This is a genomic window from Neisseria sp. (assembly GCF_030527965.1).
Classification (GTDB): domain Bacteria; phylum Pseudomonadota; class Gammaproteobacteria; order Burkholderiales; family Neisseriaceae; genus Neisseria.
In genome coordinates, this window is sequence record NZ_JAUMZU010000003.1 from 67,215 (window position 1) to 92,823 (window position 25,609).

Consider the following 25,609-nt stretch of genomic DNA (forward strand, 5'->3'; position numbering starts at 1 on the left):
GAAAAAGGTTTTTGTGTTTCAGACAGGCATTAGCATTAATCAGCGTTTTTCTTGCTTGCGGATGAGATAGACCGCCCATGTGGCGAAAATGGCGGTAGGCAAGATGGCGGCGAGGAAAGGGGGCACGCCGTATAGCTCGCTGGTAAAGCCAAACAGGCGGCCGGCGAAATGGAAGGCCAAGCCGAGGCAGATGCCGCCGAACAGTTTCAGCCCCATATTGCCGTTGCGCGTTGATTGCGGTGTGAAGGCAAAAGCCACCAGCGCCATCACGGCGGCGGCCACCGGATACATCAGCTTGCGCCACCATTCAATCTGATAGCTTTGAATTTGCTGGCTGTTGGATTTCAGGTGGTTGATGTAAGTGGTGAGCGAGCTGAGCGACATTTTGGCCGGATCGGCCAGTAATACGTTGAGCAGGCTGCTTTTGAGGCCGCTTTGCCATTTTTCTTCGGCCGCGGTGGCGGTGCGCACGCTGTCGGAGCCAATCAGGCTGCGTTGGATGTTGTGCAGCGTCCATGTGCCGTCGTTGTCGATGCGGGCGGATTCGGCTTGCAGGCTTTCGGTGAGGCGAAACTGGTCGTTATGCCGATAGATTTTGATGTTGCGCAATGTGCGGTCGGGCAGCATTTCGCCGACGTTGATGATATCGTTGCGCTCTTTCACCCATAAGCCTTGCGAGCCGGTGCTGATTTTGCCGCTGGTGGCGGTGTTTTTCATATTTTCTGCATACTGGCTGGCGCCCGGCGCGGCAAATTCGCCCAGTAAAATGGTTACCAAGGCGAAAATCAGGCCGAACTGAAGCAAAATGGTCAGCAGATTGCGCGTGCTCATGCCGCTGGTTTTGATGACGGTCAGCTCGCTGTTGGCAGCAAGCTGGCTCAGCGCAATCAAGCCGCCGATTAATACGGCCAGCGGCATCAGCTCGTAAGCATGGGCGGGGATTTGCAGAATAACGTATTGCATCATCTTCATGCCACCGTAGCTGCCTTTGCCCATATCGCCGATTTCGTTGATGATATCGAAAAAGCTATAGAGCGCAAGCAAGGCAAGGAGGGCGTAGGCCGACATTACGGTCAGCTGCTTAATCAGATAGCGGTTAATCAGCTTCATCGGGCACCGCCTTTCAGCGCGGCTTTCAGGGCTTGGGTAAACGGCTGGGCAGGCATCGAGCGGATGCGCAGCAGGATAACGGCGGCGGCCAACATCATTAGGTGCATCGGCAGCAGACCGAGCCAGAAATGGATTTTGCCGTCTTCCACCGCGTTGCGCAGGAAGGTCAGGCCGTTTTGGTAAATCAGGAAAAAGCCAATGGCAAACAGAATGTTGTAAGTGTGGCCGGTGCGCGGATTGAAATAAGACAAAGGCACGGCGAGCATGCACAAGAGCAAAACGGAAACGGGCAGGCTCAGCCGCCACATCAATTCGGCGCGGTATTGCGGATTATCGCTGCCGAAAAGTTTCATCGTCGGAATGGTGCGGCGGTGGTCGATGGGGTTGATGATTTTCGGTGTGGTGCTGATGATGAGGCCTAAATGCTGAAAAGAAACCTCGTTCCAGTCGGCCTTGCCGGCAGTGCCGTTGTAACGGTAGCCGTTGCTCAATTCCAGCGTGCGTTTGTTGTCTTTCAGAGAGAAAGTGCCTTCTTTGGCAAACACGATGCTTTCCCGTCCTTTGTCGTCGCGTTCGCGCAGAAACAGGTTTTTCATCACGCCGGAATCGGCATCGAATTTTTCAACGAAATAAACGCGGCCGTTGCTTTTGCCCAGTGCGCGGAACACGCCTTGCTCCACCAGCGAAAGCTCCTGCTTCTGTTTGAGAATTTCGGCAAATTCGCGGCTGCGCAGTTCTGCCCACGGTAAAACGGCAAGCTGCATAACGGCAATTAAAATGGCAAACGGCACGGCAAACTGCATAACTGGCCGAATCCATTGTTTCAAAGCCAAACCGCAGGAAAGCCAAACCGACATTTCACTGTCGCGCCAGTAGCGGGTCAGCACGGTCAGCACGCTGATGTAGGCGGTGAGCACCAATAAAAGCGGGGTCATGCCCAAGGTCCAGAAGCCGATGAGGGCGGCCACCGCATCCACGGCAACCCGGCCGTCGGCGGCGCGGCCGAGCAGGTTGATGGCTTGCGTTGATACCAAAATCGCCAGGAGCACGATGAAAATGCCCATGGCGGTCAGGGTGAGTTCTTTAATAAAATGTCGCTGATAAATCATGTCGGGGTTTCAGACAGGCTCGATTGGAGTACAATCAAATCTTTCTGCTTTATTTATTTTAAGCTTCAGACTAACACAATGCCTGTCTGAAAAAATTAGGAGACGAACGTGGAATTTAGCACAAAAGCCGAAAAATTGCAGCCGGATAGCGCCGCCGCGCTTTATGTTTGCACAAACGACGCCCCCTGCTGCGCCAATAATGCGGAACCTGCCGCCATTTTACTGTGCGACGCATTGGAAGAAGGCGAAAGCTTTACCGCCGCGCAGGCCGTGGAAAACGGCGCTTTGAAAGCGTTGGCCGTGATTCGGCTGGCGGAAACTGAGCGTCAGGCAATGGAAAAAGCCGCTGCCGAAGCGGCGGCTTGGGCGCAAAAGCAAGAAAAGGTAAATGTTTGCTTGGCTGCTTTAGACGAAGCGGCTGCGGTTTTATTTGCGAGCGTGTTCGTGCAGGCGGCGGGGCAGGCGGTTTACCGTTTCGACCGCTTTAAAAAAGAAGCCAAACCGGCCAAGCTCGCTTCGGTAACGTTTTTCCACCCGCAAGCTGCGGATAAAGTGCAGGCTGCCGCGGAAGCCGCCTCTGCTTTGGTGTACGGTATGAACCTCTGCAAAGATTTGGGCAATACCGCGCCGAATGTCTGCACGCCGACTTATCTGGCCGAAACCGCCAAAGCCGAAGCCGAAAAACTCGGTGCGCAAGGCAAAATACTCGGTCGCGACTACATTGAAAAAAACATGCCTTCGTTTTGGGGCGTGGCCAAGGGCAGCGTGCAAGAGCCGAAATTGCTGGAATTGAGCTGGTTCGGCGCCGCCGATAAAAACGCCGCGCCGATTGTGCTGGTGGGCAAAGGCCTGACCTTCGACAGCGGCGGCATCTCGCTCAAACCCGGCGAAGCGATGGATGAAATGAAGTTTGATATGTGCGGTGCCGCCAGCGTTATCGGTGCGTTTGTTGCCGCTGTAAAAGCCAAGCTGCCGATTAACCTGATTACCGTGGTTGCCACTTGTGAAAACATGCCCGACGCCGCTGCAGCCAAACCGGGCGACGTAGTCAAATCGATGAACGGCACCACCATCGAAAACCTCAACACCGATGCCGAAGGCCGTTTGGTTTTGTGCGACGCGTTGACTTATGTCGAGCAGCAATTCAAACCCAAAGCGGTTATCGACGTGGCTACGCTGACCGGCGCCTGCATCATAGCGTTGGGCCACGTTGCCAGCGGTGTAATCGGCAATAATCAGGAATTGGTTGATCAATTGCTGGCCGCATCGAAAGAAGCCAACGATAAAATCTGGCAATTGCCGTTGTTCGACGAATATAAAGAACAGCTCAAATCCAATTTTGCCGATCTACAAAACATCGGCGGCCGCCCGGCCGGCACGATAACCGCCGCCGCCTTCCTTTCCCATTTCACCGAGCATTACCCGTGGGCGCATCTGGATATCGCCGGCACGGCTTGGAAATCGGGCAAAGAAAAAGGCGCTACGGGCCGCCCCGTACCGCTCTTGCTGCAATTCTTGCGCAACGCCGCATCAGCGTAAGGCAGAGTCGCCAAACCGTTTTCAGACAGGCATCAATAATGCCTGTCTGAAAACATATCATCCCGACCGGAAAACCATTTATGAGCCAAGCCACGTTTTACACCCATGTTGCCGATTGCGCCGGATTCATCTGCCGCCTCAGCGCGCGCGCAGTGTCGAAAGGCGAGCGGGTATTGGTGTGGGCTGACGACGAAGCGCAAATGGCGCGTATCGACGCCGATTTGTGGGCCAATCCGCCGGAAGGTTTTTTGCCGCACGAAATCTGGCAGGAGGGCAGCACCTATCCGGAGGATGTGCCGCTGGTGCTGGCGTTTGGCATCGACTTGCCTGCCGTCAGCGATAACACCGTGGTGTTGAACGTTTCCGAAAGTTTCTGGTGTGATGCGCCCGTGCCGCCCAAGCGAGTGCTGGAAATCGTAGGCGGCACGCCTGACGATCTGGCCGCCGCGCGCGAGCGTTTCAGAGCATACCGCCAAAAAGGCTTTGCCATCGACCATCACAATATGCAAGGCAAAGGCTGAAAGAGCCGTTTGATTGGATTTTCCTTTGCGAATCCGACGGCGCTCTTTTAAAATAATATTTTCCAAACAATCATTGCGTTAAGCATCTATGGATCAACCGGATCTGTTTTCCATTCCCAGCCCGTGCATCGGCGTATGCCAAGCCAATGAAAAAGGCTTTTGCAAAGGCTGCTTTCGCAGCCGGGAAGAAAGGCATTACTGGCTCCGGATGACCGACGATCAAAAACACCAAGTGATGCGATTGATTGCTGTACGGCGTAAAAAAGAGCGGCTCGCCCGCTGGGAAGCCGCGCAGCCGCAAGAAGAAGCACCCGAACAGCAAGGCTTGGCGTTTTAACTCAACAACGCCGGCCCTTACCATCATGCCTGTCTGAACATTTTCAGACAGGCATTCGCAGGAACTCACATGAAAACCGACCAACGCAAAACCGCCGCACTTAACCATATTGAACGCGGCCTGGCCTACGCCTTTCGCGACCGCACCCTGCTGGAGCGTGCGCTAACTCACCGCAGTTACAGCGCCAAAAACAACGAGCGTTTTGAATTCGTAGGCGATTCCATCCTCAACTACACCGTTGCCAAAATGCTTTACGACACCTTTCCACGGCTATCCGAAGGCGAACTTTCCCGCCTGCGTGCCAATCTCGTCAACCAAGACATGCTGGCGCAGCTTGCCGGAGAATTGAAAGTGGGCGACGGCCTGTATCTCGGCGCAGGCGAACTCAAAAGCGGCGGCTTCAACCGCCCTTCCATTCTGGCCGACGCAATGGAAGCCATGTTTGCCGCCGTGAGCTTCGACGCAGATTTTCAAACCGCCGAACAAACCGTTCGCCGCCTGTTTGCCGCCAAAATCCGCAGCATCGATTTCAGCCATCAAAGCAAAGACCCGAAAACCCTATTGCAAGAAGCCCTGCAAGCGCGCCGCCTGCCGTTGCCCAAATACCGCATAGAAGCGCAGAAGGGCGAAGGCAGCGAAGCCATTTTCGACATAGCCTGCGATTTGGGCGAACTCGGCTTTATCGCCTACGCACAAGCCTCCAGCCGTCGCGCCGCCGAGCAAACCGCAGCCAAAGAGGCCTACGCATGGCTGGAAACCAACCATCCTTTGAAACAGAAAGCGAAATAAACGATAACTGCCGCCTGTAATATAGAATAAGCCCTCCGCCAAGAATGGGCGGATGGTTTAAAGCAAACGGCTTATAATAAGGCTGCCTGAACTTTTTCAGACAGCCTTATTTCATTCATAAAAAGAGCCTGTTATGAAACCCTTTACCTTCCTATTAACCGCAGCTTTATTATCCGCCGCAAATTTGAGTGCTTGCAGCGGGTCGGATAGCGTTCAAGAACAGACTGAAAAGCGTTTTCAGCTGAATCCCCATCCCAAACAAGCCTACCGGATTAAAGTCAAAATTAATGATGCGCCCGGGCCGTTGAAGTTAATGGATGATATTTATATCCGATATATGGCAAGAAATTGTTCGTATGTTATTAGTAAAATTGCAGGTGCTTCTACAGAGCCTAGGAAATATATCAAGTACAAAGCTCATAAAACCGGGCAGGATGAATATGAAGCTATTGTTTATTTTGATGCAATGCAAGACGAAGATTATTTTGGACAAGGTGTTTGCCGATGGAAGCCGGATGGTTTTGGCGGATCATTTAAGGCAACGGGTAAACCGGAAGAGACAAGATTTAGTATTAGTGATTTAATGAAAAATCTAATAGAGAAAGAAAAACTAGTTCTCTATTATTGGAAAGGTGCATATCCATATTACAAAAATGCCGATGGTTCTATGCAAAAGAGGATTGATGGAGTAGGCGCAACTGAATTTGGAGAGCCTTTAACTAATTATCTCCCAGATCAATATAAAGATTTATTTAAGATAACAGTTACTTTTGAGGAGCTTAAACAATGAATCAGCCTAGCATTTCACAATATGCCGCTACAGTCGCCTATCCAAGCATAAAGCCGTCTGCAAAAGGCAGGTTGGCTGTTTCCCGAATGAGTTTATAATTAAGCCGTTTGAATGTTGTTCAGACGGCTTAATTATCCATTCATAAAGAAAAGGTGCTTTATGAAACGCATTGTTTCCCTATTAACTGTAGCTTTATTATCCATCGCAAATTTGAGTGCATGCAGCGAGCCGGAGAATGGTATGAGTATTCAAGAACAGACGGAAAGGCGCTTCCAGTTAAATCCCCACCCCAAGCAAGCCTATCGCATTAAAGTCAAAATCAACGACGCGCCCGGGCCGTTGAAGCTGATAAATGATATGTACGTTGGCTACAAGGCTGAAAACTGTTCGTATCTTATTAGTAAAGTTGCAGGAGCATATGCAAAACCTGAAAAAACCATCAAAACTAAAATGAATCAAATTGGGCAGGACGAATATGAAACGGTTGTTTATTTTGATGCGATGCAAGATGAAGATTATTTTGGCGAAGGAATATGTCGTTGGAAAATAGAAAATTTTGGTACCTCATTTAAAGCAACAGGTAAGCCTGAAGAGACGGAATTCAATGTTAGTGATTTAATGAAGCATTTGATAGAGAAAAAAACGTTGATTAAATATTACCGAAAAGGAGGCTATCCTTATTTTAAAAATGATGACGGTTCAATATATAATGGTAAAGATATGGTTAGCTTTGGAACCGCTTCTCCGAATGAATACCGTAAAGACTTACAAAAAGATTTATTTTCTATAATGGTTATATTAGAGGGAATTAAAGAATGAATCGACTAAATGTTCAACAAAATGCAGACCTTGCCGCAGATGCTTACAATATACGTGATATTACTCCACCGAATAAAACAATTAATATCGGTGGGCACGAGTATAAGGTTTTAGCATTCCGCAATAACTCTAATACAGGTTATTACGGTGCGGTTTATCAAGATGTCAAAACCAATGAAATTATTGTTGCCCATCGAGGAACAGAATCTGTCCGTGATGGTGCGGTAGATGGCGTTATGGTTTCAAGCCGTTACAACCTGCAAGCCAAAGATGCGGTTGAACTAACCAGAATAGCAATGGAGAAGGCAAACTCATTGCATAAAGATCTTGGTATTCCTACTCCAAAAATTACCCACACAGGCCACTCCCTCGGCGGCACGCTCGCCCAAATCAGTGCCCATTATTTTAATCAGGAAGGCATTACCTTTAATGCCTACGGCGCAGCCAGCCTCGGCCGCCTGCCTAGAGGCGGCGACAAAGTTATCAATTATGTAAAAGCCACCGATGCCGTATCGGCCGCTAGCCCGCATTACGGCAAAGTGGTAACACTGGCGGATAAAAGCGATCTTCTGATGTTGACTAGCGCGGGCTATACCAACAGTAAAGTTGCCAATGCGCTGTTGCCGCATAATACGGTTGGCACAGCAGTTACTTCTGCTTTTTCTGCCCATTCGATTAGCAATTTTACCGGCTCTCATTCTATCTTATCCGATCCAAATGCGCGCAAGCTGGCTGAAGATAACAAAGTGCAGATTGACGCTTACCGTTCGGGTGTTGAGCATACCCGTATCGGCATCAGTATTTTAGGCATCTCGCCTAAGAATGTGGTTGATTTCTTCAGCCCTGATCGGCGCCCGGGCGAGCCGGCCGAAAAAAACCTGCCGCCGTTAACGCAGGATATTACACAGCCGCTGCCTAAAAATGCTTCGGGTCAGGGATTTACCGATTACGGCTTTGCTGCGCTGTTGTCGGATGATGACGATCACCGCTTCGCCGCTTTGGATAGCCTGATGGATTCGCAGGTTGGCCAGCAACTGCAACAAGACGCCCGCAATGCGGCTTTGGCTTTCGATCGAGAACAAGAGCAGCTGCGGCAGCAAAATGCGCCGGTAATGAAAATCTGATTGAAATTGCATGTTTGAATAAGGGGCTGCCGGCATGAGCTTGGAAGAGAAAATCGATAATCTGATTAGAAACATTGTTTTGTTGCAAGGAAAAAATGATCAGCGCCAGAAGCTGATTGAAACGGAACATTGGAAATCTAAGAATGCTCTGGATGAGGCGGGCAGCTCGTTGCGCAGCACGGCGCAGGGGATTCAAAAGTTTACGGCGGATACGGTTGGCCGCGCGGTAGACAAGCCTCTGCAGGCGTTTGAGCAGGGCGTTGAGCAAATTTGCCGCGAGTTTTCGGTGATTGCGTCTAATGCGGAGCGGCAACAGCGCGAGGCGGTTAAAAGGTTGAAAATGCTGCAGTGGACGGCGCTAACCGCGTTAATTGCGGCGCTGGCGATTAGCATTGGCTCTGCTGTGTTTATGATGAAATATGCTCATCAGGAAATTGCGCGTTCGGATTGGGTGGGTAATATCAATAAGGCGATTGACAACGGCAGCTTGGCGCGTTGCGATAATGGCGATGGTATTTGCGCCAAGGTTAAAGGAAAATTGGTGCGGTTGGATAAATAGCCTGTCTGAAGCAGGTTGCGAGTATTCGGCACGGCCTATCGCTGCTTAATTTGATGATGGAAGTTAGCAAGCCCGATGATTTGGGCTATTATGATGCCTGTCTGAAAAATGGTTTTCAGGCAGGCATTGCTTATCTGAAAGACGCTCTATATGAATATTGAAGAATTTTTGTCGGAATCCTCTGCGCCGCAGGGTTATCGTTGCGGGTTTATCGCGATTGTGGGGCGGCCGAATGTCGGCAAGTCTACGCTGATGAACCATTTAATCGGGCAGAAGGTCAGCATTACCAGCAAAAAGGCGCAAACCACACGGCATAAGGTAACGGGGATTTACACTGACGATACGGCGCAGTTTGTGTTTGTCGATACGCCGGGCTTTCAAACGGAGCACCGCAATGCGCTGAACGAGCGCTTGAATCTGAACGTTACCGAAACGATGGGCGGCGTGGATGCGGTGGTGTTTGTGATTGAGGCGATGCAGTTTACCGAGGCCGACCGCCGTGTGATGCGTTTGCTGCCCAAGCATGTGCCGGTGTTGCTGGTTATCAATAAAATCGATTTGGCCAAAACGCATAACCCGGCGGCGCTGGAAGCGTTTGTTGCCCAAGTGCGTGCCGAGTTTGAATTTGCCGGCGTGGAAGTGGTGAGTGCGAAGCACGGTTTGGGCATTGCCGGCCTGTTGCATACGCTCAAGCCTTTTTTGCCTGAAAGTGCACCCCTGTATCCCGAGGATATGGTTACTGATAAATCCAGCCGTTTTCTGGCTACTGAAATCGTGCGCGAGAAGCTGTTTCGTTATTTGGGCGAGGAGCTGCCTTATGCGATGAATGTTGAGATGGAGCAGTTTCAGGAAGACAATGGTTTGTACCGCATTCATATTGCTGTGTTGGTAGAGCGGGAAAATCAGAAGCCGATTGTTATCGGCAAGGGCGGCGAGAAGCTGAAGAAAATTTCGACCGAGGCGCGGTTGGATATGGAAAAGCTATTTGGCTGCAAAGTGTTTTTGAAAGTGTGGGTGAAGGTGAAATCAGGCTGGGCCGATGATGTGCGCTTTTTGCGCGAGCTGGGTTTGTAGCATGGATGCGCATCTGGCACCGGTTTTGCGGTTTGCCCATTCTTTGCTTTATGCCTGTCTGAAAAAGGGCGGCCGGGCTTTGGATGCGACGGCGGGCAACGGGCATGATACGTTGATGTTGGCGCAATGTGTCGGCGCAGAGGGTAAGGTGTGGGCGTTTGACATACAGCCGCAGGCGCTGGCCAATACGGCGGCGCGTTTGCAGGCTGCGGGTGCGGCAGCTCAGGTGGCGCTGATTCTGGCGGGGCATGAAACGCTGGCCGACTATGTGGATCAGCCGCTGGATGCGGCCGTTTTCAATTTCGGCTGGTTGCCCGGCGGCGATAAAAGCTGCACAACGTTGGCGCAAACCAGTGTCGGTGCTCTTGAGGCGGCGTTGGCTTTGCTCAAGCCGCAAGGGCTTTTGCTGGCGGTGCTTTATCCGGGACACGATGCGGGCGCGGCGGAAGCTCGGGCGGTGGAGGCTTGGGCTGCGGCTTTGCCGCAGCAGGTGTATTCTGTGTTGAAGTATGGGTTTATCAATCAGGTAAACTGCCCGCCTTATCTGCTGGCGGTGGAGCGGAAAGCGGCGCCGGTGTGATGGTTTGCCAATTGGCTGGAATGCCTGTCTGAAAAAAGGGTTCAGGCAGGCTTTTTATTTGCCGAACAGGGCGGCCACCATGTCGGCTTGCTCTTGAGTAAAAGCCGGCTCGCCCAAGCGGGCGGAAACGGTAAATTCGTTGGCAAACCCTTGTTGGGCGGAAAGTGTGCGCCATTCTTTGAGTTTGGCTTCTTTGCTGCGCTGGCAGCGGGTTGCGGCCGGTGGTGCGGGTTGTTTGGTTTTCTGCGTCATGATTGGCTCCTGATGGCTTTGGCGATTATGGCGGACGCGTAGGTAAGTTTGGCTGAGCCAGACCTTGATGGTGGTAGTTTGTGGCGCAGTGTTTCGGGCGCTCCGCATCTTTGCAGCCGAACGGGCGGGATGCGGTTGAATATGAGGCTCAAGGCATTGTTTTTGTGGTTGTTCCTGCATTTGGGTTATGCGGCGATTATGGCATATAATCGCGTTCTTTAACAATGATGCCTGTCTGAAAGAATTATGTCGTTACAATGTAAAATCATGCCGGTTACGCCGTTTCGCCAAAATTGCACACTGTTGTGGGATGACGAAACAGGCGAGGCGGTGTTTACCGATGTGGGCGGCGATGTGCCGTTTTTGCTGCAAGAAGCCGATAAGGCGGGGTTGAAGGTGGGGGCCATCTGGCTGACCCACGGCCATCTCGACCATGCGGGCGGTGTGGTGGAAATGACGGCGCAGCGGCCGTTGCCGGTTATCGGGCCGCATCCGGATGATGCGTTTTTGCTGGAAAGCCTGCCGGAAATCACGGCGGCTTACGGTTTTCCCGTTTCGCCTGCGTTCATGCCCGAGCGATGGTTGCAACATGGCGACAGTTTAACGGTGGGCAAGCATCGGTTTGATGTGTTGCATATTCCGGGGCATACGCCCGGTCATGTGGTGTTTCATGCACCGGAAGAAAAGCTGCTGATCGGGGGTGATGTGTTGTTTTATGAGAGCATCGGCCGAACCGATTTTCCGCGCAGCAGCCATGCCGATTTAGTCAGCCACATCCGCCGCTTTTTGTTTGAGTTGCCCGACGATACGCTGGTGATTCCCGGTCACGGTCAAACCACAACCATCGGGCATGAAAAAACACATAATCCTTTTTTGAAATAATGCCTGTCTGAAAACGTTTCTCTTCAGCTTTTTTCCGGAGAGTTATCTTATAATATGCCTGTCTGAACGATTTTTCGTTTTCAGACAGGCATTGTTGATTGTCAACCGGTTAAACAGGCTATGGAACCCAAACCGAATTTGAACCTATGGCGCCGCGCCGACCGCGCGCTGACGCACAAATTGCAGCAAACCCGCCGCCTATCGCGCAAAACGATTGGTTTTTCATTTTTGTTGATTGGGGCGGCTTTGGTGGCGCTGGTGTCTTGGGCATTTGCCAAGATGGCAGATTTTGCCCTAGAGGGAAACGCACACTTGGTGCAGCAATATCCTTGGTTTGCGTGGGTGGCGCTGCCGTTTGGGCTGATGCTGATTGCCTGGCTGACCCGCCGTTTCGCGCCTTACACTTCAGGCAGCGGCATTCCGCAAGTGCTGGCGGCCTTGTCGTTGCCTTACGGCGCGCAGAAAACATGGCCGGTCAAATTTGGCCGGACGCTGCTGAAAATTCCGCTCACGTTTCTCGGCATGCTGGTTGGCGCGTCTATCGGGCGGGAAGGGCCGTCGGTGCAGGTAGGTGCAGCGGTGATGGCTGAATGGGGGCGCTGGTGTAAGAAACGCAATCTGGCGTTTAAAGGCTTGCAGGAAAACGATTTGCTGGCCGCCGGTGCGGCGGGCGGTTTGGCCGCGGCTTTTAATGCGCCGCTGGCCGGGGTGGTGTTTGCCATTGAAGAATTGAGCAGGGGCGTGATGTTGCGCTGGGAGCGGCAAATTTTCATCGGCATTCTGGCGTCGGGTTTCGTATTGGTTGCGTTGGACGGCAACAACCCGTATTTCCGCGGATTTCACGGCCATGAACTGCCGCACATGATTGGCTGGGTGCTGGCTTCCGCTTTGGTGTGCGGCGTGGCGGGCGGCTTGTTTGCCCGTTTTTTATATAAAGGTGTGGATGCTTTCGCTCCCGCCGCGGCGCGCGGCTGGTTGCGGCGGCATCCCGTTTTGATGGCCGGCCTGATGGGCTTGCTGCTGGCTGCGGTGGGTACGCTTTATCACGGCGCCACCTTCGGCACCGGCTATGTGCAGGCTTCCGATGCGTTGCGCGGCATGTACGATGCGCCGCCCGGCGTGGCGGTAGCTAAATGGGCGGCCACGGTATTTTCTTATTGGGCCGGTATTCCGGGCGGTATTTTTACGCCCAGCCTGACAATCGGTGCTATGATAGGTCAGCATATTTCCGATTTGGGCGGCGTGGAAGTGGGGGCGAATGTTATCGCGCTTATCTGCATGACGGCGTTTCTGGCAGCGGCAACCCAATCGCCGTTAACGGCCAGTGTGGTGGTTATGGAGATGACAGGCAGTCAAAACTTGCTTTTCTGGCTGCTGATCGGTTCGATTTTCGCATCGCAGGTTTCGCGCCAGTTTTGCCCGAAGCCGTTTTACCATTTAGCAGGCATGCGTTTCCGTCATCGTGTAAGAGAAGAATTTTCAGCACAACAGGCAGCCAAAGCGGCGCAGGCCGCTGCAGCAATGCAAGAAGCTTCAGAACAACAACATGAGGAGAATAATGATGGCAGTGAATCTACGCGAAAAGCGGGCTGACGAGTTATTAGCGGTTGAGGGCGTTGGCATTTTCATCGGGCAGGCCGGTGTTAAAAAGGCGGCGCACGATGATTTGATTCTGTTTGTGCTGGGGCAGAACAACCGCATCGGAGCGGTGTTCACGCAAAACCGGTTTTGTGCCGCGCCGGTTTATCTGGCTAAACAACATTTGTCGCAAACGGAAAGCGTGCGCGCACTGGTGGTGAATACCGGCAATGCCAATGCCGGCACCGGAGCAGACGGGCGGGCGCGGGCTATGGCGGTGTGCGAAGCGACGGCTAAAGAAGTGGGTTGCGAGGCGTTTCAGGTTTTGCCTTTTTCCACCGGCGTGATATTGGAACCTTTGCCGGCCGATAAGATTGTTGCTGCCTTATCTCGTCTGAGACCTGCCGGCTGGGCAGACGCCGCGCGCGCCATTATGACGACCGATACGATACCCAAAGCGGCCAGCCGCTCGGGCAAAGTAGGGCAGAACCATATGGTAAAAGCCACAGGCATTGCCAAAGGCGCCGGCATGATTCGCCCCAATATGGCAACCATGCTCGGATTTATCGCTTGCGATGCGCACATTGCTCAACCGGTATTGCAGTTGATGACGCAAGAAATCGCCGATGCGACGTTCAACTGCATTACGGTAGACGGCGATACCAGCACCAATGACAGCTTCGTGATTATCGCAACGGGCAAGTGCGGGCAAAGCGAAATTGATAATATTGCCGACCCCCGCTACGACCAATTAAAAGCAATTCTGCAAGATTTGGCGCTGGAGCTGGCGCAGGCGATTGTGCGAGACGGCGAAGGGGCAACCAAATTCATCACGGTCGAAGTGGAAAATGCGGAAAGCAGGGAAGAAGCGCGCCAAGTGGCTTATGCGGTTGCGCATTCGCCTTTGGTGAAAACGGCTTTTTCTGCCAGCGACCCGAATCTTGGTCGCTTGTTGGCGGCCATCGGCTATTCGGGCGCGGATGTAGACACTGATAAGCTCAGAATGTGGCTGGGCGATGTTTTGGTGGCGGAGCATGGCGGCCGTGCAGAAAGTTATACGGAAGAGGCGGGTCAGCGGGTGATGAATGAAGCGGAAATCACAGTGCGTATCGATTTGCGCAAGGGGTTGGCTCGCGCAGCGGTGTATACCTGCGATTTAACCAAGGAATATGTGGCGATTAATGCTGATTACCGCTCTTAAAACTAACTGCGCCGCTAGACAGGTAGGTTTGGTTTGTTGATGTTAAATAAATGCAATTTGCATTTTTAAGATAAAGCTGCTAATTTTCGGCTAAGTTTTTGCATTTAGAATATGCACCTGTTCTTAGTTGATTGGGTGTTATGCGTCGGATGTGGCCGAAAATGCGGAAACACGAATCAATGCCTGTCTGAAACGTTTCAGACAGGCATTGTCGCTAGCCGCCGGATAATCCGGTAAAACAATAACAACACAATGATAAGGACAAAGATATGGCCAATCAATTAATTGCCAATAATACGGAATGTATCGTCGTTGATTTGCAGGAGCGTATAGTGCCGGTGTTGCATGCGTCGGAAGTGATGCTGCAATCGTGCGGAATTTTGCTCAAAGGCTTGAACAAGCTCAATGTGCCGTTGATGGCGACCGAGCAATATCCGAGAGGCTTGGGCAAAACCGTGCCTGAAATTTCGGAATTGCTGGGTAATGCGCCGGTTTTTGAGAAAACCCGCTTTTCGGCCTATACCAACGAGATAGAGAAAAAGCTGGCGAATCGGCAGGTGCAGAATGTGATTTTGATTGGTGCGGAAGCCCATATCTGCATGCTGCAAACGGTGTTCGATTTGTTAAACGCGGGCATCGGAGTGCATGTGCCGTTTGAGTGTACGTCTTCGCGCAAGTTGCAGAATAAGGAAAATGCTTTGCAACAGATGCGGGAAGCGGGTGCGGTGGTGAATAATGTGGAAAGCTTATTGTTTCAGCTTTTGCAAGATGCCAAACATGAAGCGTTTAAAGAAATCTCCGCGTTAATCCGTTAGTAGGTTGAGGCCTGTCTGAAAAGGAAAAACCATGCCGCACTATACCGTTATGTTGGCTCAGCAAAGTGATCTGGCTGAGATTGTCGATATTTATAACAGCACCATTTCAGGCAGGCAATCAACCGCTGATCTGGTGCCGGTAACGGTGGCGCAGCGGCAGGTTTGGTTTGATTCGCATAAGGGCAACCGGCCGCTTTATGTGATGAAAAACGAAGCTGGCGAAGTGGTGGCGTGGGGCAGTTTCAGTGATTATTACCCGCGCCACGCTTATCATATCAGCGCGGAAATCAGCATTTATGTACGCCACAACCTGCGCGGTGTGGGCGTGGGCAAAGATTTGCTACGCTATATGCTGGAAAAGGCGCCGTCGTTGCATATCGAAAATGTGCTGGCGGTTATTTTCGGCCACAACCATGCCAGTATCCGTTTGTTTGAATCATTCGGCTTTCAACAATGGGGCTGTTTGCCTCAAGTGTGTGATTTGGACGGCACAAAAGCGGATATCGTGATTTTGGGGAAACATATTAAAAATTAAAAACAGTTTCAGGAACAGGACACAATCAGGAAAAGGAATAACGAATGAGTGATTCGTACAAAGTGATATTTGAAAACAATAAAGCTTGGGTCGAATCCAAGTTGAAACAGGATTCTGATTTTTTTGAAGAATTATCCAAAGATCAAACGCCTGAATTTCTTTACATCGGCTGCTCCGACAGCCGCGTTTCAGCCGAAGAATTGATGGGATTGCAACCGGGCGAAGTGTTTGTTCACCGCAATGTGGCCAATATCGTGAATCCGATTGATATGAATGCAGCATCGGTTATCCGTTATGCGGTTAAAAATCTGAAGGTCAAGCACATCATTGTGTGCGGCCACTATAACTGCGGCGGCATTTCGGCGGCAATGCAGCAAGAAGATTTTGGTGCGCTCAATGCTTGGCTGCGCAATATCCGCGACGTATACCGCCTGCATCGTAAGGAATTGGACGCGATTGAAGACCAGCATGCGCGTTACGACCGGTTGGTTGAATTGAACGTGCAGGAACAATGCATCAACATCATTAAAATGGCCTGCGTGCAAAAGCGCTATGTTAAAGAAGGCTATCCCATCGTACACGGCTGGGTGTTCGATTTGCGCAGCGGCCTGTTGAAAGATTTGAACATTGATTTCCAAGCCATCTTGCGCGATATCATGAATATTTACAACGTAACCGGCGTGACCGATTCGGAATTGCTTTCGATAACTTCGGCCGAAGAATCCGGTAAAGAAGCCACTTGAGCGTAACAGTTTAGGAAAACCGATGAGGGATACACCGTTTCCAAGTTTGTTGAAAACCCATTTTGCCTCGGGTTTGGTTGTGTTTTTGGTTGCTCTGCCCTTGTGTTTGGGGATTGCCTTGGCATCGGGCGCGCCGCCTTTATCCGGCATTATTTCAGGGATTGTCGGCGGGATTGTGGTGGGCTTGCTCAGCACGTCGCACGTCAGCGTATCGGGGCCGGCAGCGGGGTTGACGGCCATTATCTTGGCTTCGATAACGGAATTGGGTTCGTTTGAACTGTTTCTGGTGGCCGGCTTGATTGCCGGTATCTGTCAAGTGGCCTTGGGTTTTGCCCGCGCCGGCAGCATCGCGAATTACATGCCAAGCGCGGTTATCGAAGGCATGCTGGCCGGTATCGGCATCATTATTATTTTCAAGCAGCTTCCGTATGCCGTCGGTTATGCCGGCACGCAAGATTCGTTATTAAGCCACTTCTCCTTAAGCGATTTTCATATCGGTTCCATCATCATCACCATAGTATCGATGGCGATTCTGATTGTGTGGGATAAAATCGGTTTTTTACGCAATATCAAAATGTTGCCTGCCGCATTGATTGCGGTTGCCGCAGGCATGGCATTGAACGAGGTGTTTGCCCTTATCGGTAACGGCTGGGCGGTGGATGCTTCGCAATTGGTTAGTTTGCCGGTGCCCGAGAGTATCGATGATTTTAAAAACATATTGAGCTTCCCCGATTTTTCAGGTTTTGCTAAGAGTTCGGTTTGGGTAACCGGCCTGACCATTGCCGTGGTTGCATCAATCGAAACTTTGCTGTGCATTGAAGCCGCCGACCGTATCGACAGGCGCCGCCGCATTACCGATACCAATCAGGAATTGCGTGCGCAAGGAGTGGGTAATATTCTGAGCGCCCTAATCGGCGGCCTGCCGATGACGTCGGTTATTGTGCGCACCTCGGCCAATGTCAATGCGGGGGCAACGCACAAGCTTTCTGCCGTGATTCATGGCGTATTGCTGTTGGTTTGCGTGGCTTCGATACCGGCTGTGTTGAATAAAATCCCTCTGGCAACCTTGGCGGCAGTGTTGATTCTGGTGGGTTATAAGCTGGCAAAACCTGCTACCCTCGTACATTTTTGGCATAAAGGCAAATATCAGTTTATGCCGTTTGTGATGACGATGATTGCCGTGGTGTGTTTGGATTTGCTCAAAGGTGTGGCGCTCGGCTTGCTGGTCAGCATTGTGTTTATCCTGCAAGGCAATATGAAACGCGCCTATTATTTGAGCCGTGAGGAATTGGCCGAAGCGGATAAGGTAACGTTGGAATTGTCGGAGGAAGTGTCTTTTCTGAATAAGGCGGCCATTAAAAAAACGCTTAAAAATATTCGGCCCGGTTCAACCGTTGAGATTAATGCGCGGCGTACCACCTATATCGCTACCGATGTGCTCGAACTGATTGAGGATTTTACCAATGTCTTTGCCCGCGAAAACAACATTACCGTGATGTTGAGGGGGTTTAAGGGCAGTTACGAAAGCGTGCCGACGTCGAAAACCAATGTTAAAGTGGAGCATAAGCGGCGTATCTGATTTTGCCGGTGGCTTTAACCGCTAATGCCTGTCTGAAAACGATTTTCAGACAGGCATTGGTTGTGGTGCTTTCAGTAATACCGCTTATCCTTTAGAATAGAATCCGTTTGATTTTTCTGGAGAGCGATGTGTCGTGTCCTTTATGTTCTGCGCAAGAAGAAGACGTTTTACTGCAAACCGATACGCTTCGCGTGATTGCGGTGCATAATGAAACGGGCGTGCCGGCATTTTGCCGCGTTATCTGGCAGGCGCATGTGGCCGAGATGACGGATCTGGCGGCAGAGCAGCGTAACGAATTGATGGATATGGTTTATCGCGTGGAGCGTGCGATGCGCCAAGTGTTCCGACCGGCAAAAATCAATTTGGCCAGTTTGGGCAATGTCGTGCCCCATCTGCACTGGCACGTGATTGCCCGTTTTACCGAAGATGCCCATTTCCCCGCGCCGGTTTGGGCTGCGTCGCAGCGAGGGGGTGCGGTATCGGTGCCGCAGGATTGGCCGCAGAAAATCAAAGCGTTGTTGAATTGAATTCAAACCGATATAAGGAAATAAACATGGATTGGCAAACTTCACGCCGCCGTTTGTTACAGGCCGGCGCTGCCGTAGCCGGCAGCGGCATTTTGCAGGCGTGTACCGGCACAGGCCAGAATAAGCCGACTGTAAAAAACCCTTCCGGCAAGGCCGTGCCTTTAAAGCCTAAGCCGGTTGTCAAACGATCAGGAAATAATGTGTTAAGAGTTGTCGCACCTTCCGGCTTCGCCGAAGACCGAAACCGCATCGAAACTGGCTTAACCCGTCTTTATAACGTGGGTTTCACGGTTACCAACCAAGATGCCGCCTATCGGCGTTATCAGCGTTTTGCCGGCGCCGACGGCCAGCGTATCGCCGACTTTCAGGAAGTGGCTACTGGCAAAACGGCTACACCGAAAGTGTTGATGGGCTTGCGCGGTGGTTATGGCGCCATTCGTTTGCTGCCGCATATCGATTTTGCTTCGCTCGGCGCTAGAATGCGCGAGCGCGGTACGCTGTTTTTCGGCTTCAGCGATGTATGCGCCATTCAGTTGGCATTGTTGGCCAAAGGCAATATGCTGAGTTTTGCCGGCCCGATGATTTACAGTGAGTTCGGCAAAACCACGCCGAGCGCATACACTATGGAATCGTTTATCAGCGGCACCACCAACGAGCAGAATACGATTACCGTTTCGGCCATTCAGCGCCAAAACGTCAATGTGGAAGGCACATTGTGGGGCGGTAATCTGAGCGTATTGGCATCGTTGGCCGGCACGCCCTATATGCCGGATATTCAGGGCGGCATTTTGTTTTTGGAAGATGTGGGCGAGCAGCCTTATCGCATTGAGCGTATGCTGCAAACCTTATTGCTCGCGGGTATATTGAAAAAGCAGCAGGCTATCGTATTGGGTGACTTCCGTATGGGTACGATTCGCGATGTGTATGACAGCAGCTATGATTTTTCCAATGTGATTAATACCATCAGCCATGCGGCCAAGGTGCCTGTGTTAACGAGTTTTCCGTTCGGTCATATTACGAATAAAGCAACCTTCCCGCTGGGCGGCCATGCCAAAGTGAAAAGCAATAGCGACGGCGGCTATTCCGTAACTTTCAGCGGCTATCCTGTGTTGGATAAATCGGCGTTGGCATTCGATACGCTGTTACCGCCGCCGCCATCATTTGATGATGCAGGAAACAGCGGCAGTTACAATCAAATTATCGAGGAAAAGGGCGACTTGGAATAAGCCTAGGTTTTATAACAATTCGATGCCTGTCTGAATATCGGCTTGCCGCGTTCAGACAGGCATTTTCGTTGAGCTATATGTTAGGTTGTATAAAATAATAAGCATAATGTAATGATATATGTTATAGTAAATATTATGGCATTGCAGCGGTATGTTTTTCTGCTGCATTTTTTAATGTTTTTATGTAATTCTATATAATCGGCATGCAAATTTATCATGAATAAGCCGTTTCAAAACATCATACGTTCCGATATACGGGCAATGACTGCTTATGCAGTAGCCGATGTGCCGGAAGGTTCTATTAAGCTGGATGCGATGGAAATGCCTTATCGTTATCCGGAAAATCTGCAGACCGAATTAAGCAATTTATTGGCACAAGCGCCGCAAAATCTTTATCCGAATCCGGCAACCAGCGGTTTGCCGGAGGAGTTAAGACAGGCTTTTTCGATTCCCGATGCGGCCCAGATTGTTTTGGGTAACGGCTCGGACGAATTGATTCAGTCGATGACGATGCTGGTGGCTCAGCAGGGTGCCAAAATGCTGGCGTTGGAACCCAGCTTTGTCATGTATCGCCACAACGCGCAACTTTTCGGCATGGAATATATCGGCGTACCGTTAAAGCCTGATTTCAGTATGGATGTGGATGCGGTATTGGAAGCCATAGCGAAACACCAGCCTGCTTTGGTATTTATTGCTTACCCTAATAATCCGACCGGCGTGTGCTTTAAGCGCGAGGAAGTGGAAGCCGTGCTTGATGCCGCTTCCGGTATTGTGGTGGTCGACGAAGCTTACGGCGCGTTTAGTCGCGATAGTTTTCTGCCCGAGGCCGGAAGCTGTGAAAAACTGGTGGTGATGCGCACGCTTAGCAAAATCGGTTTTGCCGGTTTGCGTATTGGTTATGCCAGCGGCCACCCCGTTGTTATGAGGGAGCTGGCAAAAATCGTACCGCCCTATAATATGAACCAGCTTAGCCTTACCGCTGCCAAATTTGCTTTGCAGCAGCAAAGTTGGATTAATGGATGCATCGATATTTTGAAACGGGAACGGCAACGCTTGACACTCGGTTTGACGGCGCTTGGGATGGAAGTGTTTTCCAGCGAAGCCAATTTCGTTACTGTAAGAGTGAATGATGCTTTGAATGTGTTCGAAACTTTAAAGCAGAATAACATTCTTATTAAAAAACTGCATGGAACGCACCCTCTGCTTGAGCAATGCCTACGCATTACTGTTGGCACACCTGAACAGAATGATGCCGTTCTCACTATTTTAAAAACCATTTCTCTGAAAAAGTAAGTGATACTATGAGTAAAAAAGAAATACGCAATGAAAATTTCAACCGCTTGATTGAAGAAGCCGGTTCGATTTCCGAATTGGCCCGTCGTTGCGGTTATGAAAATCCGGCCTCGCTTTACCAACTTCGCGTACGCCTGAATAAGCAAGAAGAGGGCAGCCGCGGCATTACCAACACATTGGCCGCCAAGCTGGAAGCCGGCATGGGCAAGCCGAAAGGTTGGTTGGATTTGTCGCATAAAGCCAAAGCGGCGCCTGCCCGGGAACAGTCTGGCCAAGGTCAGGCAGCCCGTGTCGACGGGGATCGTACGGCTACCGTAACGCGCAATACCAGCGAAACGCAGATTACGATTTCTTTGAATCTGGACGGTACAGGCGAAGGCCGTTTTGATACCGGCGTGCCTTTTCTTGAGCACATGCTGCATCAAATCGCCCGCCACAGTCTGATTGATTTGGATATTACATGCAAAGGTGATTTGCATATCGATGATCATCATACCGTTGAAGACATTGGCATTACGTTGGGACAGGCCTTGAAGCAGGCGCTGGGCGATAAAGCGGGTATTTGCCGCTACGGTCATGCCTATGTACCGCTGGACGAGGCTTTGAGTCGTGTTGTCGTTGACCTTTCGGGTCGCCCGGGCTTGGTTTACAACGTTGATTTTACGCGCGCTTTGATTGGCCGGTTTGATGTGGATTTGTTCAGCGAATTTTTCCACGGTCTGGTTAACCACAGTATGATGACGTTGCAAATCGACAACTTGCGCGGTACCAATGCGCATCATCAGGCCGAAACTATTTTCAAAGCTCTGGGTCGGGCGTTGCGCATGGCGGTTGAGTATGACCCGCGTATGGAAGGGCAGATGCCTTCTACTAAAGGAACGTTAACTGCATAATGTAAACCTTTGTAATGCTAGAAATTTTGCGGCGGCGGTGGTAGAATCCGCCGCTTTTGTTTTAATTGCCGTTTCAAACGGGGCAACTGATCGGCATGTTCGTTAGCGGCTCTTTGTTTGGGCCGAACCGTTAAACAAATGATTGCGGCTTGTGATAAACCGAACGCTTGATATTTAGCGGTTACGGGTGGTCGCTTGATGCAGGTAAAAGCTATGTTTCAGACGGGCTTATGATGCCTGTCTGAAAACATAATAGAAAACATAATACATAGAATAGGAAAACGTTTTACAAATATGATGAATCAAACCACTCAAACTTGGCATTACACCCGCTTTCGACGGCAGTCGCTGGTGGATATGTGGAAAATCTTGTCGGTTTTCGGGCTGCCCGTGCTGGCCTGCGTTATCTTGACTGTTTACCTCTTTATGTCGCGTGGCATCGGTATCGCTTCAATCAGCAGCGCCTTGTTGAGCGCGGCTTTAATCAGCGCAATCAGTATTTTTATGTGGCGTACTTGGCACGATGTGCGTGATTTTCGTGCCGAAGATAATTATGTGAGTGTTGATGATAAGGGCTTGGATGTGTGCGAAGCAGGCCGTTTGCAGCATTTTGCGTGGAACGACATTTTCACCGTACAGGAATTTTATGCTCTGGGCTACGGCTGTAATTTGAAAGTGGTGTTGAAAAACATACGCGACGACGGCTTATATGAGCATTACAGTTTTAATGTTGACGGTGTGCCCGATGCGGCGGTGATGTATGGAAAAGAATCCATGATGTCGCAGATTCTTGCAAGATGGGAGCGCTGGCAGGCCGATGCCGCTGCCCGATTGGGCGCTTGAAGTGCAGCCGAGATTTTTCAGACAGGCATAAGTCGGCCTGAAAAGGGACGGTATGCCGGTGCGGTCGGTTTCAGGTATGATATAACTGCGCAATGGTATAAGGTATGAATATGAAAGTAGCAATCGTTGACTATGGCATGGGCAATTTGCATTCGGTGCTGAAATCAGTGCAGGCGGCGGCACGGTTGGCCGGCGGCGGAGTGCAGATTGAATTGACCGATAAGCCGGAAATCGTGTTTGCCGCGGATAAGGTTATCTTTCCCGGCCAAGGGGCGATGCCGGATTGCATGAGCGCGCTGCAAAAAAGCGGTTTGGGCGAGGCAGTGGCCGACGGTTTGAAAAACAAGCCTTTTTTTGGGATTTGCGTCGGCGCCCAGTTATTGTTCGACCGCAGCGAGGAAGGCGATACGCCGGGGTTGGGTTGGTTTCAAGGCGAGGTAAAGCGTTTTGGCCGTAATCGCCATGATGCGGAAGGCAACAAATTAAAAGTGCCGCATATGGGTTGGAACCGCGTGCGTCAAACACAGCCTCATTTTTTATTTAAAGATATTCCCGACCAAACCCGTTTTTATTTCGTGCACAGCTATTATTTTTCTCCTCAAGACAGCCGCATTATTTTTGGAACCAGCGATTATCCTGATGAATTTGCCTGCATTGTTGGCGGCGATAATGTGTTTGCCACACAGTTTCATACCGAAAAAAGCCATGACGCAGGCTTATTGCTTTTACGTAATTTTTTACATTGGAACGGATAATTTGTGTTAAAATCACAACATTATTTTTCAGACAGGCATTTCGCAAATGCAATGCCTGTCTGAAAAAATTTGTGCGTTCTTCATTTAAAAACTTTCTACAACGGATTTTTCCATGCTGTTGATTCCTGCGATTGATTTGAAAAACGGCCAGTGCGTACGTTTGAAACAAGGCTTGATGGAACAGGCCACCGTGTTTTCAGACCGGCCGGCCGAAATGGGTGCTCATTGGGTGAAACAAGGGGCGCGCAGATTGCATTTGGTGGATTTGGATGGTGCGTTTGCCGGCGAGCCGAAAAATTTCGGCGCCATCAAGGAAATTCTGGCCGAAATGCCGCAGGATATGCCGGTGCAATTGGGCGGCGGTATCCGCGATTTGGCTACGATTGAAAAATACCTTGATTTAGGCCTGCGCTATGTCATTATCGGTACGGCTGCGGTAAAAAATCCTGAGTTTGTCAGCGAAGCCTGTAAAATGTTCGCCGGGCATATCATTGTCGGCTTGGATGCCAAAGACGGTATGGTTGCTATCGACGGCTGGGCAACGGTGACCGATTATCAAGTGACCGATCTGGCCCGCCGATTTGCCGATGACGGTGTGTGCAGCATTATCTATACCGACATCGGCCGCGACGGCATGTTGAGCGGCGTGAATGTAGAAGCCACTGCCAAGCTGGCGGAAACCGCAGGTTTGCCGGTGATTGCATCCGGCGGCTTAACCAATTTAGACGATATCCGCGCTTTGTGTGCGGTACAGCACAGCGGAATTGAAGGGGCGATTACCGGACGTGCTATTTACGAAGGCAGTATTGATTTCGCCCAAGCTCAGCAGCTGGCGGATGAATTGTCGTAATCAGTTGGTTTGATAGAGGTTGCAGCCCGGCGGCACGCAAATTGGCCGAAACCAAATATATGAAATCGGGTTGCTCACATAAGGGAATAAAATATGTTAGAAGTATTTGTTTTGGGGTTTTGGTTGATTTGGTCGTCGGAGCGCGATATTTCGGCGTTGATGGAAAGTTTGGCTTTCGTCGGGCTGTCGGTGCTGATACGCAGCATCATGGTGTTTTCTCCGCCTGAAATCACTTCGTCTTTTATGGCAGCCATGGCAATCGAATGGGCGTTTGTCGGCATATTGATGTGGGCGATCAATCGGTTTTCCACTAACTTCACGACCACCATACTTTATACCTTGATAGGTGCGTCTGGCTATTATTGGTTGTCTATGCATTCTTTAGAGTTGGCCGAGAAATTCATCGCATAGTAGTATTACTGATGACTAAGGTTATCTGACGCAGGCTGCCGCTCGGGCGGCCTGTTATCGTATTGGAAGGAGTATTTATGGCATTGGCGAAACGTATTATCCCTTGTTTGGATGTAGACAACGGCCGGGTGGTTAAAGGGGTGAATTTTGTCGGCTTGCGCGATGCAGGCAATCCTGTTGATGTGGCTAAACGCTATAACGACGAAGGTGCCGATGAGCTGACCTTTCTGGATATTACCGCTTCGTCTGACGATCGCGACACCATTTTACACGTGATTGAAGAAGTGGCTTCGCAGGTGTTCATTCCGCTGACCGTGGGTGGCGGCGTACGTTCGGTTGCCGATATACGCCGTTTGCTTAACGCAGGAGCGGATAAAGCCAGCATCAATACGGCGGCAGTAACGTATCCTGATTTGGTCAACGAAGCCAGTGGCTTTTTCGGCTCGCAGGCGATTGTGGTGGCGATTGATGCGAAAGCCGTTAACCCTGAAAATACCCGCTGGGAAGTGTTTACCCACGGCGGCCGTAAGGCGACTGGATTGGATGCCGTTGAATGGGCGAAAAACATGCAGGAGCGAGGAGCGGGCGAAATTTTGCTGACCAGCATGGACAGAGACGGTACGAAAGTTGGCTTCAACCTGCCGCTGACCCGTGCGGTTAGCGAGGCGGTTGATATTCCGGTGATTGCATCCGGCGGAGTAGGTGAGGTACGCCACCTTATCGAAGGCGTCAAAGAAGGCAAAGCCGATGCTGTATTGGCGGCGAGTATTTTTCATTTTGGCGAAGTCGGCATACGCGAGGCGAAACTGGCCATGCAGGCGGCGGGCATTGAAGTACGCTTGTAATCAATCAAAAGCAAATGCCTGTCTGAAATC

General features: G+C 50.8%; 29 protein-coding genes. 26 read left to right on the plus strand and 3 right to left on the minus strand.

Annotated elements, in window-relative coordinates; genetic code table 11:
* Window positions 1–39: 39 nt before the first annotated feature.
* The gene (gene lptG, locus Q4A84_RS02310; RefSeq protein WP_303087310.1) at window positions 40–1,110 is read right to left on the minus strand and encodes an LPS export ABC transporter permease LptG; all 1,071 of its coding nucleotides are present in this window, start codon (window positions 1,108–1,110) and stop codon (window positions 40–42) included.
* Complete coding sequence (gene lptF, locus Q4A84_RS02315; RefSeq protein ID WP_303087311.1) at window positions 1,107–2,219, minus strand: LPS export ABC transporter permease LptF; 1,113 nt, start codon at window positions 2,217–2,219, stop codon at window positions 1,107–1,109. Before lptF ends, lptG begins: the two co-directional genes overlap by 4 nt.
* 108 nt (window positions 2,220–2,327) lie before the next feature.
* Here lptF and Q4A84_RS02320 point away from each other — a divergent pair, with 108 nt between their 5' ends.
* The 10 genes from Q4A84_RS02320 (at window position 2,328) to Q4A84_RS02365 (ending at window position 10,351) form a co-directional block, all read left to right on the plus strand.
* Window positions 2,328–3,758 carry a leucyl aminopeptidase gene (locus Q4A84_RS02320; RefSeq protein WP_303087312.1) on the plus strand — a complete coding sequence of 477 codons (1,431 nt, stop codon included), beginning with the start codon at window positions 2,328–2,330 and terminating at the stop codon, window positions 3,756–3,758.
* Window positions 3,759–3,838: 80 nt separating this feature from the next.
* Window positions 3,839–4,279, plus strand: coding sequence for a DNA polymerase III subunit chi (locus Q4A84_RS02325; protein WP_303087313.1), 441 nt, complete (start codon window positions 3,839–3,841; stop codon window positions 4,277–4,279).
* A gap of 88 nt (window positions 4,280–4,367) precedes the next feature.
* Window positions 4,368–4,616, plus strand: a complete 249-nt coding sequence (locus tag Q4A84_RS02330; RefSeq protein WP_303087314.1) for a DUF1289 domain-containing protein — start codon at window positions 4,368–4,370, stop codon at window positions 4,614–4,616.
* A 69-nt stretch (window positions 4,617–4,685) separates the two neighbouring features.
* Complete coding sequence (rnc, locus tag Q4A84_RS02335; protein WP_303087315.1) at window positions 4,686–5,405, plus strand: ribonuclease III; 720 nt, start codon at window positions 4,686–4,688, stop codon at window positions 5,403–5,405.
* 133 nt (window positions 5,406–5,538) lie between these two features.
* Complete coding sequence (locus Q4A84_RS02340; RefSeq protein ID WP_303087316.1) at window positions 5,539–6,195, plus strand: hypothetical protein; 657 nt, start codon at window positions 5,539–5,541, stop codon at window positions 6,193–6,195.
* A 159-nt stretch (window positions 6,196–6,354) separates the two neighbouring features.
* Window positions 6,355–7,014: a hypothetical protein gene (locus tag Q4A84_RS02345; protein WP_303087317.1), complete on the plus strand. Its 660-nt coding sequence runs from the start codon at window positions 6,355–6,357 to the stop codon at window positions 7,012–7,014.
* Window positions 7,011–8,138: a lipase gene (locus Q4A84_RS02350; protein WP_303087318.1), complete on the plus strand. Its 1,128-nt coding sequence runs from the start codon at window positions 7,011–7,013 to the stop codon at window positions 8,136–8,138. The genes Q4A84_RS02345 and Q4A84_RS02350 overlap by 4 nt, the downstream gene beginning before the upstream one ends.
* Before the next feature lie 34 nt (window positions 8,139–8,172).
* Window positions 8,173–8,697 carry a hypothetical protein gene (locus Q4A84_RS02355; protein ID WP_303087319.1) on the plus strand — a complete coding sequence of 175 codons (525 nt, stop codon included), beginning with the start codon at window positions 8,173–8,175 and terminating at the stop codon, window positions 8,695–8,697.
* Window positions 8,698–8,847: 150 nt separating this feature from the next.
* Window positions 8,848–9,771 (plus strand): GTPase Era, encoded by a 924-nt coding sequence (era, locus tag Q4A84_RS02360; RefSeq protein WP_303087320.1) that lies wholly within the window; start codon window positions 8,848–8,850, stop codon window positions 9,769–9,771.
* A 1-nt stretch (window position 9,772) separates the two neighbouring features.
* A complete protein-coding gene (locus Q4A84_RS02365; RefSeq protein WP_303087321.1) occupies window positions 9,773–10,351 on the plus strand; it encodes a class I SAM-dependent methyltransferase in 579 nt (192 codons plus the stop codon).
* Window positions 10,352–10,405: 54 nt separating this feature from the next.
* Here the strand turns inward: Q4A84_RS02365 and Q4A84_RS02370 are convergent, their stop codons facing one another.
* Complete coding sequence (locus Q4A84_RS02370; RefSeq protein ID WP_303087322.1) at window positions 10,406–10,783, minus strand: hypothetical protein; 378 nt, start codon at window positions 10,781–10,783, stop codon at window positions 10,406–10,408.
* Window positions 10,784–10,849: 66 nt separating this feature from the next.
* Between Q4A84_RS02370 and Q4A84_RS02375 the strand changes: the two genes are divergently transcribed.
* The 16 genes from Q4A84_RS02375 to hisF all read left to right on the plus strand — a co-directional run bounded on the left by Q4A84_RS02375 (window position 10,850) and on the right by hisF (window position 25,579).
* Window positions 10,850–11,485 (plus strand): MBL fold metallo-hydrolase, encoded by a 636-nt coding sequence (locus Q4A84_RS02375; protein ID WP_303087323.1) that lies wholly within the window; start codon window positions 10,850–10,852, stop codon window positions 11,483–11,485.
* Window positions 11,486–11,605: 120 nt separating this feature from the next.
* Complete coding sequence (locus tag Q4A84_RS02380) at window positions 11,606–13,078, plus strand: chloride channel protein (RefSeq protein WP_303087324.1); 1,473 nt, start codon at window positions 11,606–11,608, stop codon at window positions 13,076–13,078.
* Complete coding sequence (argJ, locus tag Q4A84_RS02385; RefSeq protein ID WP_303087373.1) at window positions 13,047–14,264, plus strand: bifunctional glutamate N-acetyltransferase/amino-acid acetyltransferase ArgJ; 1,218 nt, start codon at window positions 13,047–13,049, stop codon at window positions 14,262–14,264. Before Q4A84_RS02380 ends, argJ begins: the two co-directional genes overlap by 32 nt.
* Before the next feature lie 269 nt (window positions 14,265–14,533).
* On the plus strand, window positions 14,534–15,079 hold the full coding sequence (locus Q4A84_RS02390) for an isochorismatase family protein (protein ID WP_303087325.1): 546 nt from the start codon (window positions 14,534–14,536) through the stop codon (window positions 15,077–15,079).
* Between the two features lie 31 nt (window positions 15,080–15,110).
* Window positions 15,111–15,614, plus strand: a complete 504-nt coding sequence (locus Q4A84_RS02395) for a GNAT family N-acetyltransferase (RefSeq protein WP_303087326.1) — start codon at window positions 15,111–15,113, stop codon at window positions 15,612–15,614.
* A 44-nt stretch (window positions 15,615–15,658) separates the two neighbouring features.
* The gene (locus tag Q4A84_RS02400) at window positions 15,659–16,357 is read left to right on the plus strand and encodes a carbonic anhydrase (protein ID WP_303087327.1); all 699 of its coding nucleotides are present in this window, start codon (window positions 15,659–15,661) and stop codon (window positions 16,355–16,357) included.
* A gap of 22 nt (window positions 16,358–16,379) precedes the next feature.
* Entirely contained in the window at window positions 16,380–17,936 is a 1,557-nt protein-coding gene (locus tag Q4A84_RS02405; RefSeq protein WP_303087328.1) for a SulP family inorganic anion transporter, read from the plus strand.
* Between the two features lie 128 nt (window positions 17,937–18,064).
* Entirely contained in the window at window positions 18,065–18,463 is a 399-nt protein-coding gene (locus tag Q4A84_RS02410; protein ID WP_303087329.1) for an HIT family protein, read from the plus strand.
* A gap of 26 nt (window positions 18,464–18,489) precedes the next feature.
* Window positions 18,490–19,689, plus strand: coding sequence for an LD-carboxypeptidase (locus Q4A84_RS02415; RefSeq protein WP_303087330.1), 1,200 nt, complete (start codon window positions 18,490–18,492; stop codon window positions 19,687–19,689).
* 216 nt (window positions 19,690–19,905) lie between these two features.
* On the plus strand, window positions 19,906–20,982 hold the full coding sequence (hisC, locus tag Q4A84_RS02420; protein ID WP_303087331.1) for a histidinol-phosphate transaminase: 1,077 nt from the start codon (window positions 19,906–19,908) through the stop codon (window positions 20,980–20,982).
* An 8-nt stretch (window positions 20,983–20,990) separates the two neighbouring features.
* Window positions 20,991–21,875, plus strand: a complete 885-nt coding sequence (gene hisB, locus Q4A84_RS02425; RefSeq protein ID WP_303087332.1) for an imidazoleglycerol-phosphate dehydratase HisB — start codon at window positions 20,991–20,993, stop codon at window positions 21,873–21,875.
* A gap of 294 nt (window positions 21,876–22,169) precedes the next feature.
* Entirely contained in the window at window positions 22,170–22,718 is a 549-nt protein-coding gene (locus Q4A84_RS02430) for a hypothetical protein (RefSeq protein WP_303087333.1), read from the plus strand.
* Window positions 22,719–22,828: 110 nt separating this feature from the next.
* Window positions 22,829–23,473, plus strand: coding sequence for an imidazole glycerol phosphate synthase subunit HisH (hisH, locus tag Q4A84_RS02435; RefSeq protein WP_303087334.1), 645 nt, complete (start codon window positions 22,829–22,831; stop codon window positions 23,471–23,473).
* Between the two features lie 112 nt (window positions 23,474–23,585).
* A complete protein-coding gene (gene hisA / locus Q4A84_RS02440) occupies window positions 23,586–24,323 on the plus strand; it encodes a 1-(5-phosphoribosyl)-5-[(5-phosphoribosylamino)methylideneamino]imidazole-4-carboxamide isomerase (RefSeq protein ID WP_303087335.1) in 738 nt (245 codons plus the stop codon).
* Window positions 24,324–24,416: 93 nt separating this feature from the next.
* Complete coding sequence (locus tag Q4A84_RS02445) at window positions 24,417–24,734, plus strand: diguanylate cyclase (protein WP_303087336.1); 318 nt, start codon at window positions 24,417–24,419, stop codon at window positions 24,732–24,734.
* A gap of 77 nt (window positions 24,735–24,811) precedes the next feature.
* Window positions 24,812–25,579 carry an imidazole glycerol phosphate synthase subunit HisF gene (hisF, locus tag Q4A84_RS02450; protein WP_303087337.1) on the plus strand — a complete coding sequence of 256 codons (768 nt, stop codon included), beginning with the start codon at window positions 24,812–24,814 and terminating at the stop codon, window positions 25,577–25,579.
* The last annotated feature ends 30 nt before the right edge of the window (window positions 25,580–25,609 follow it).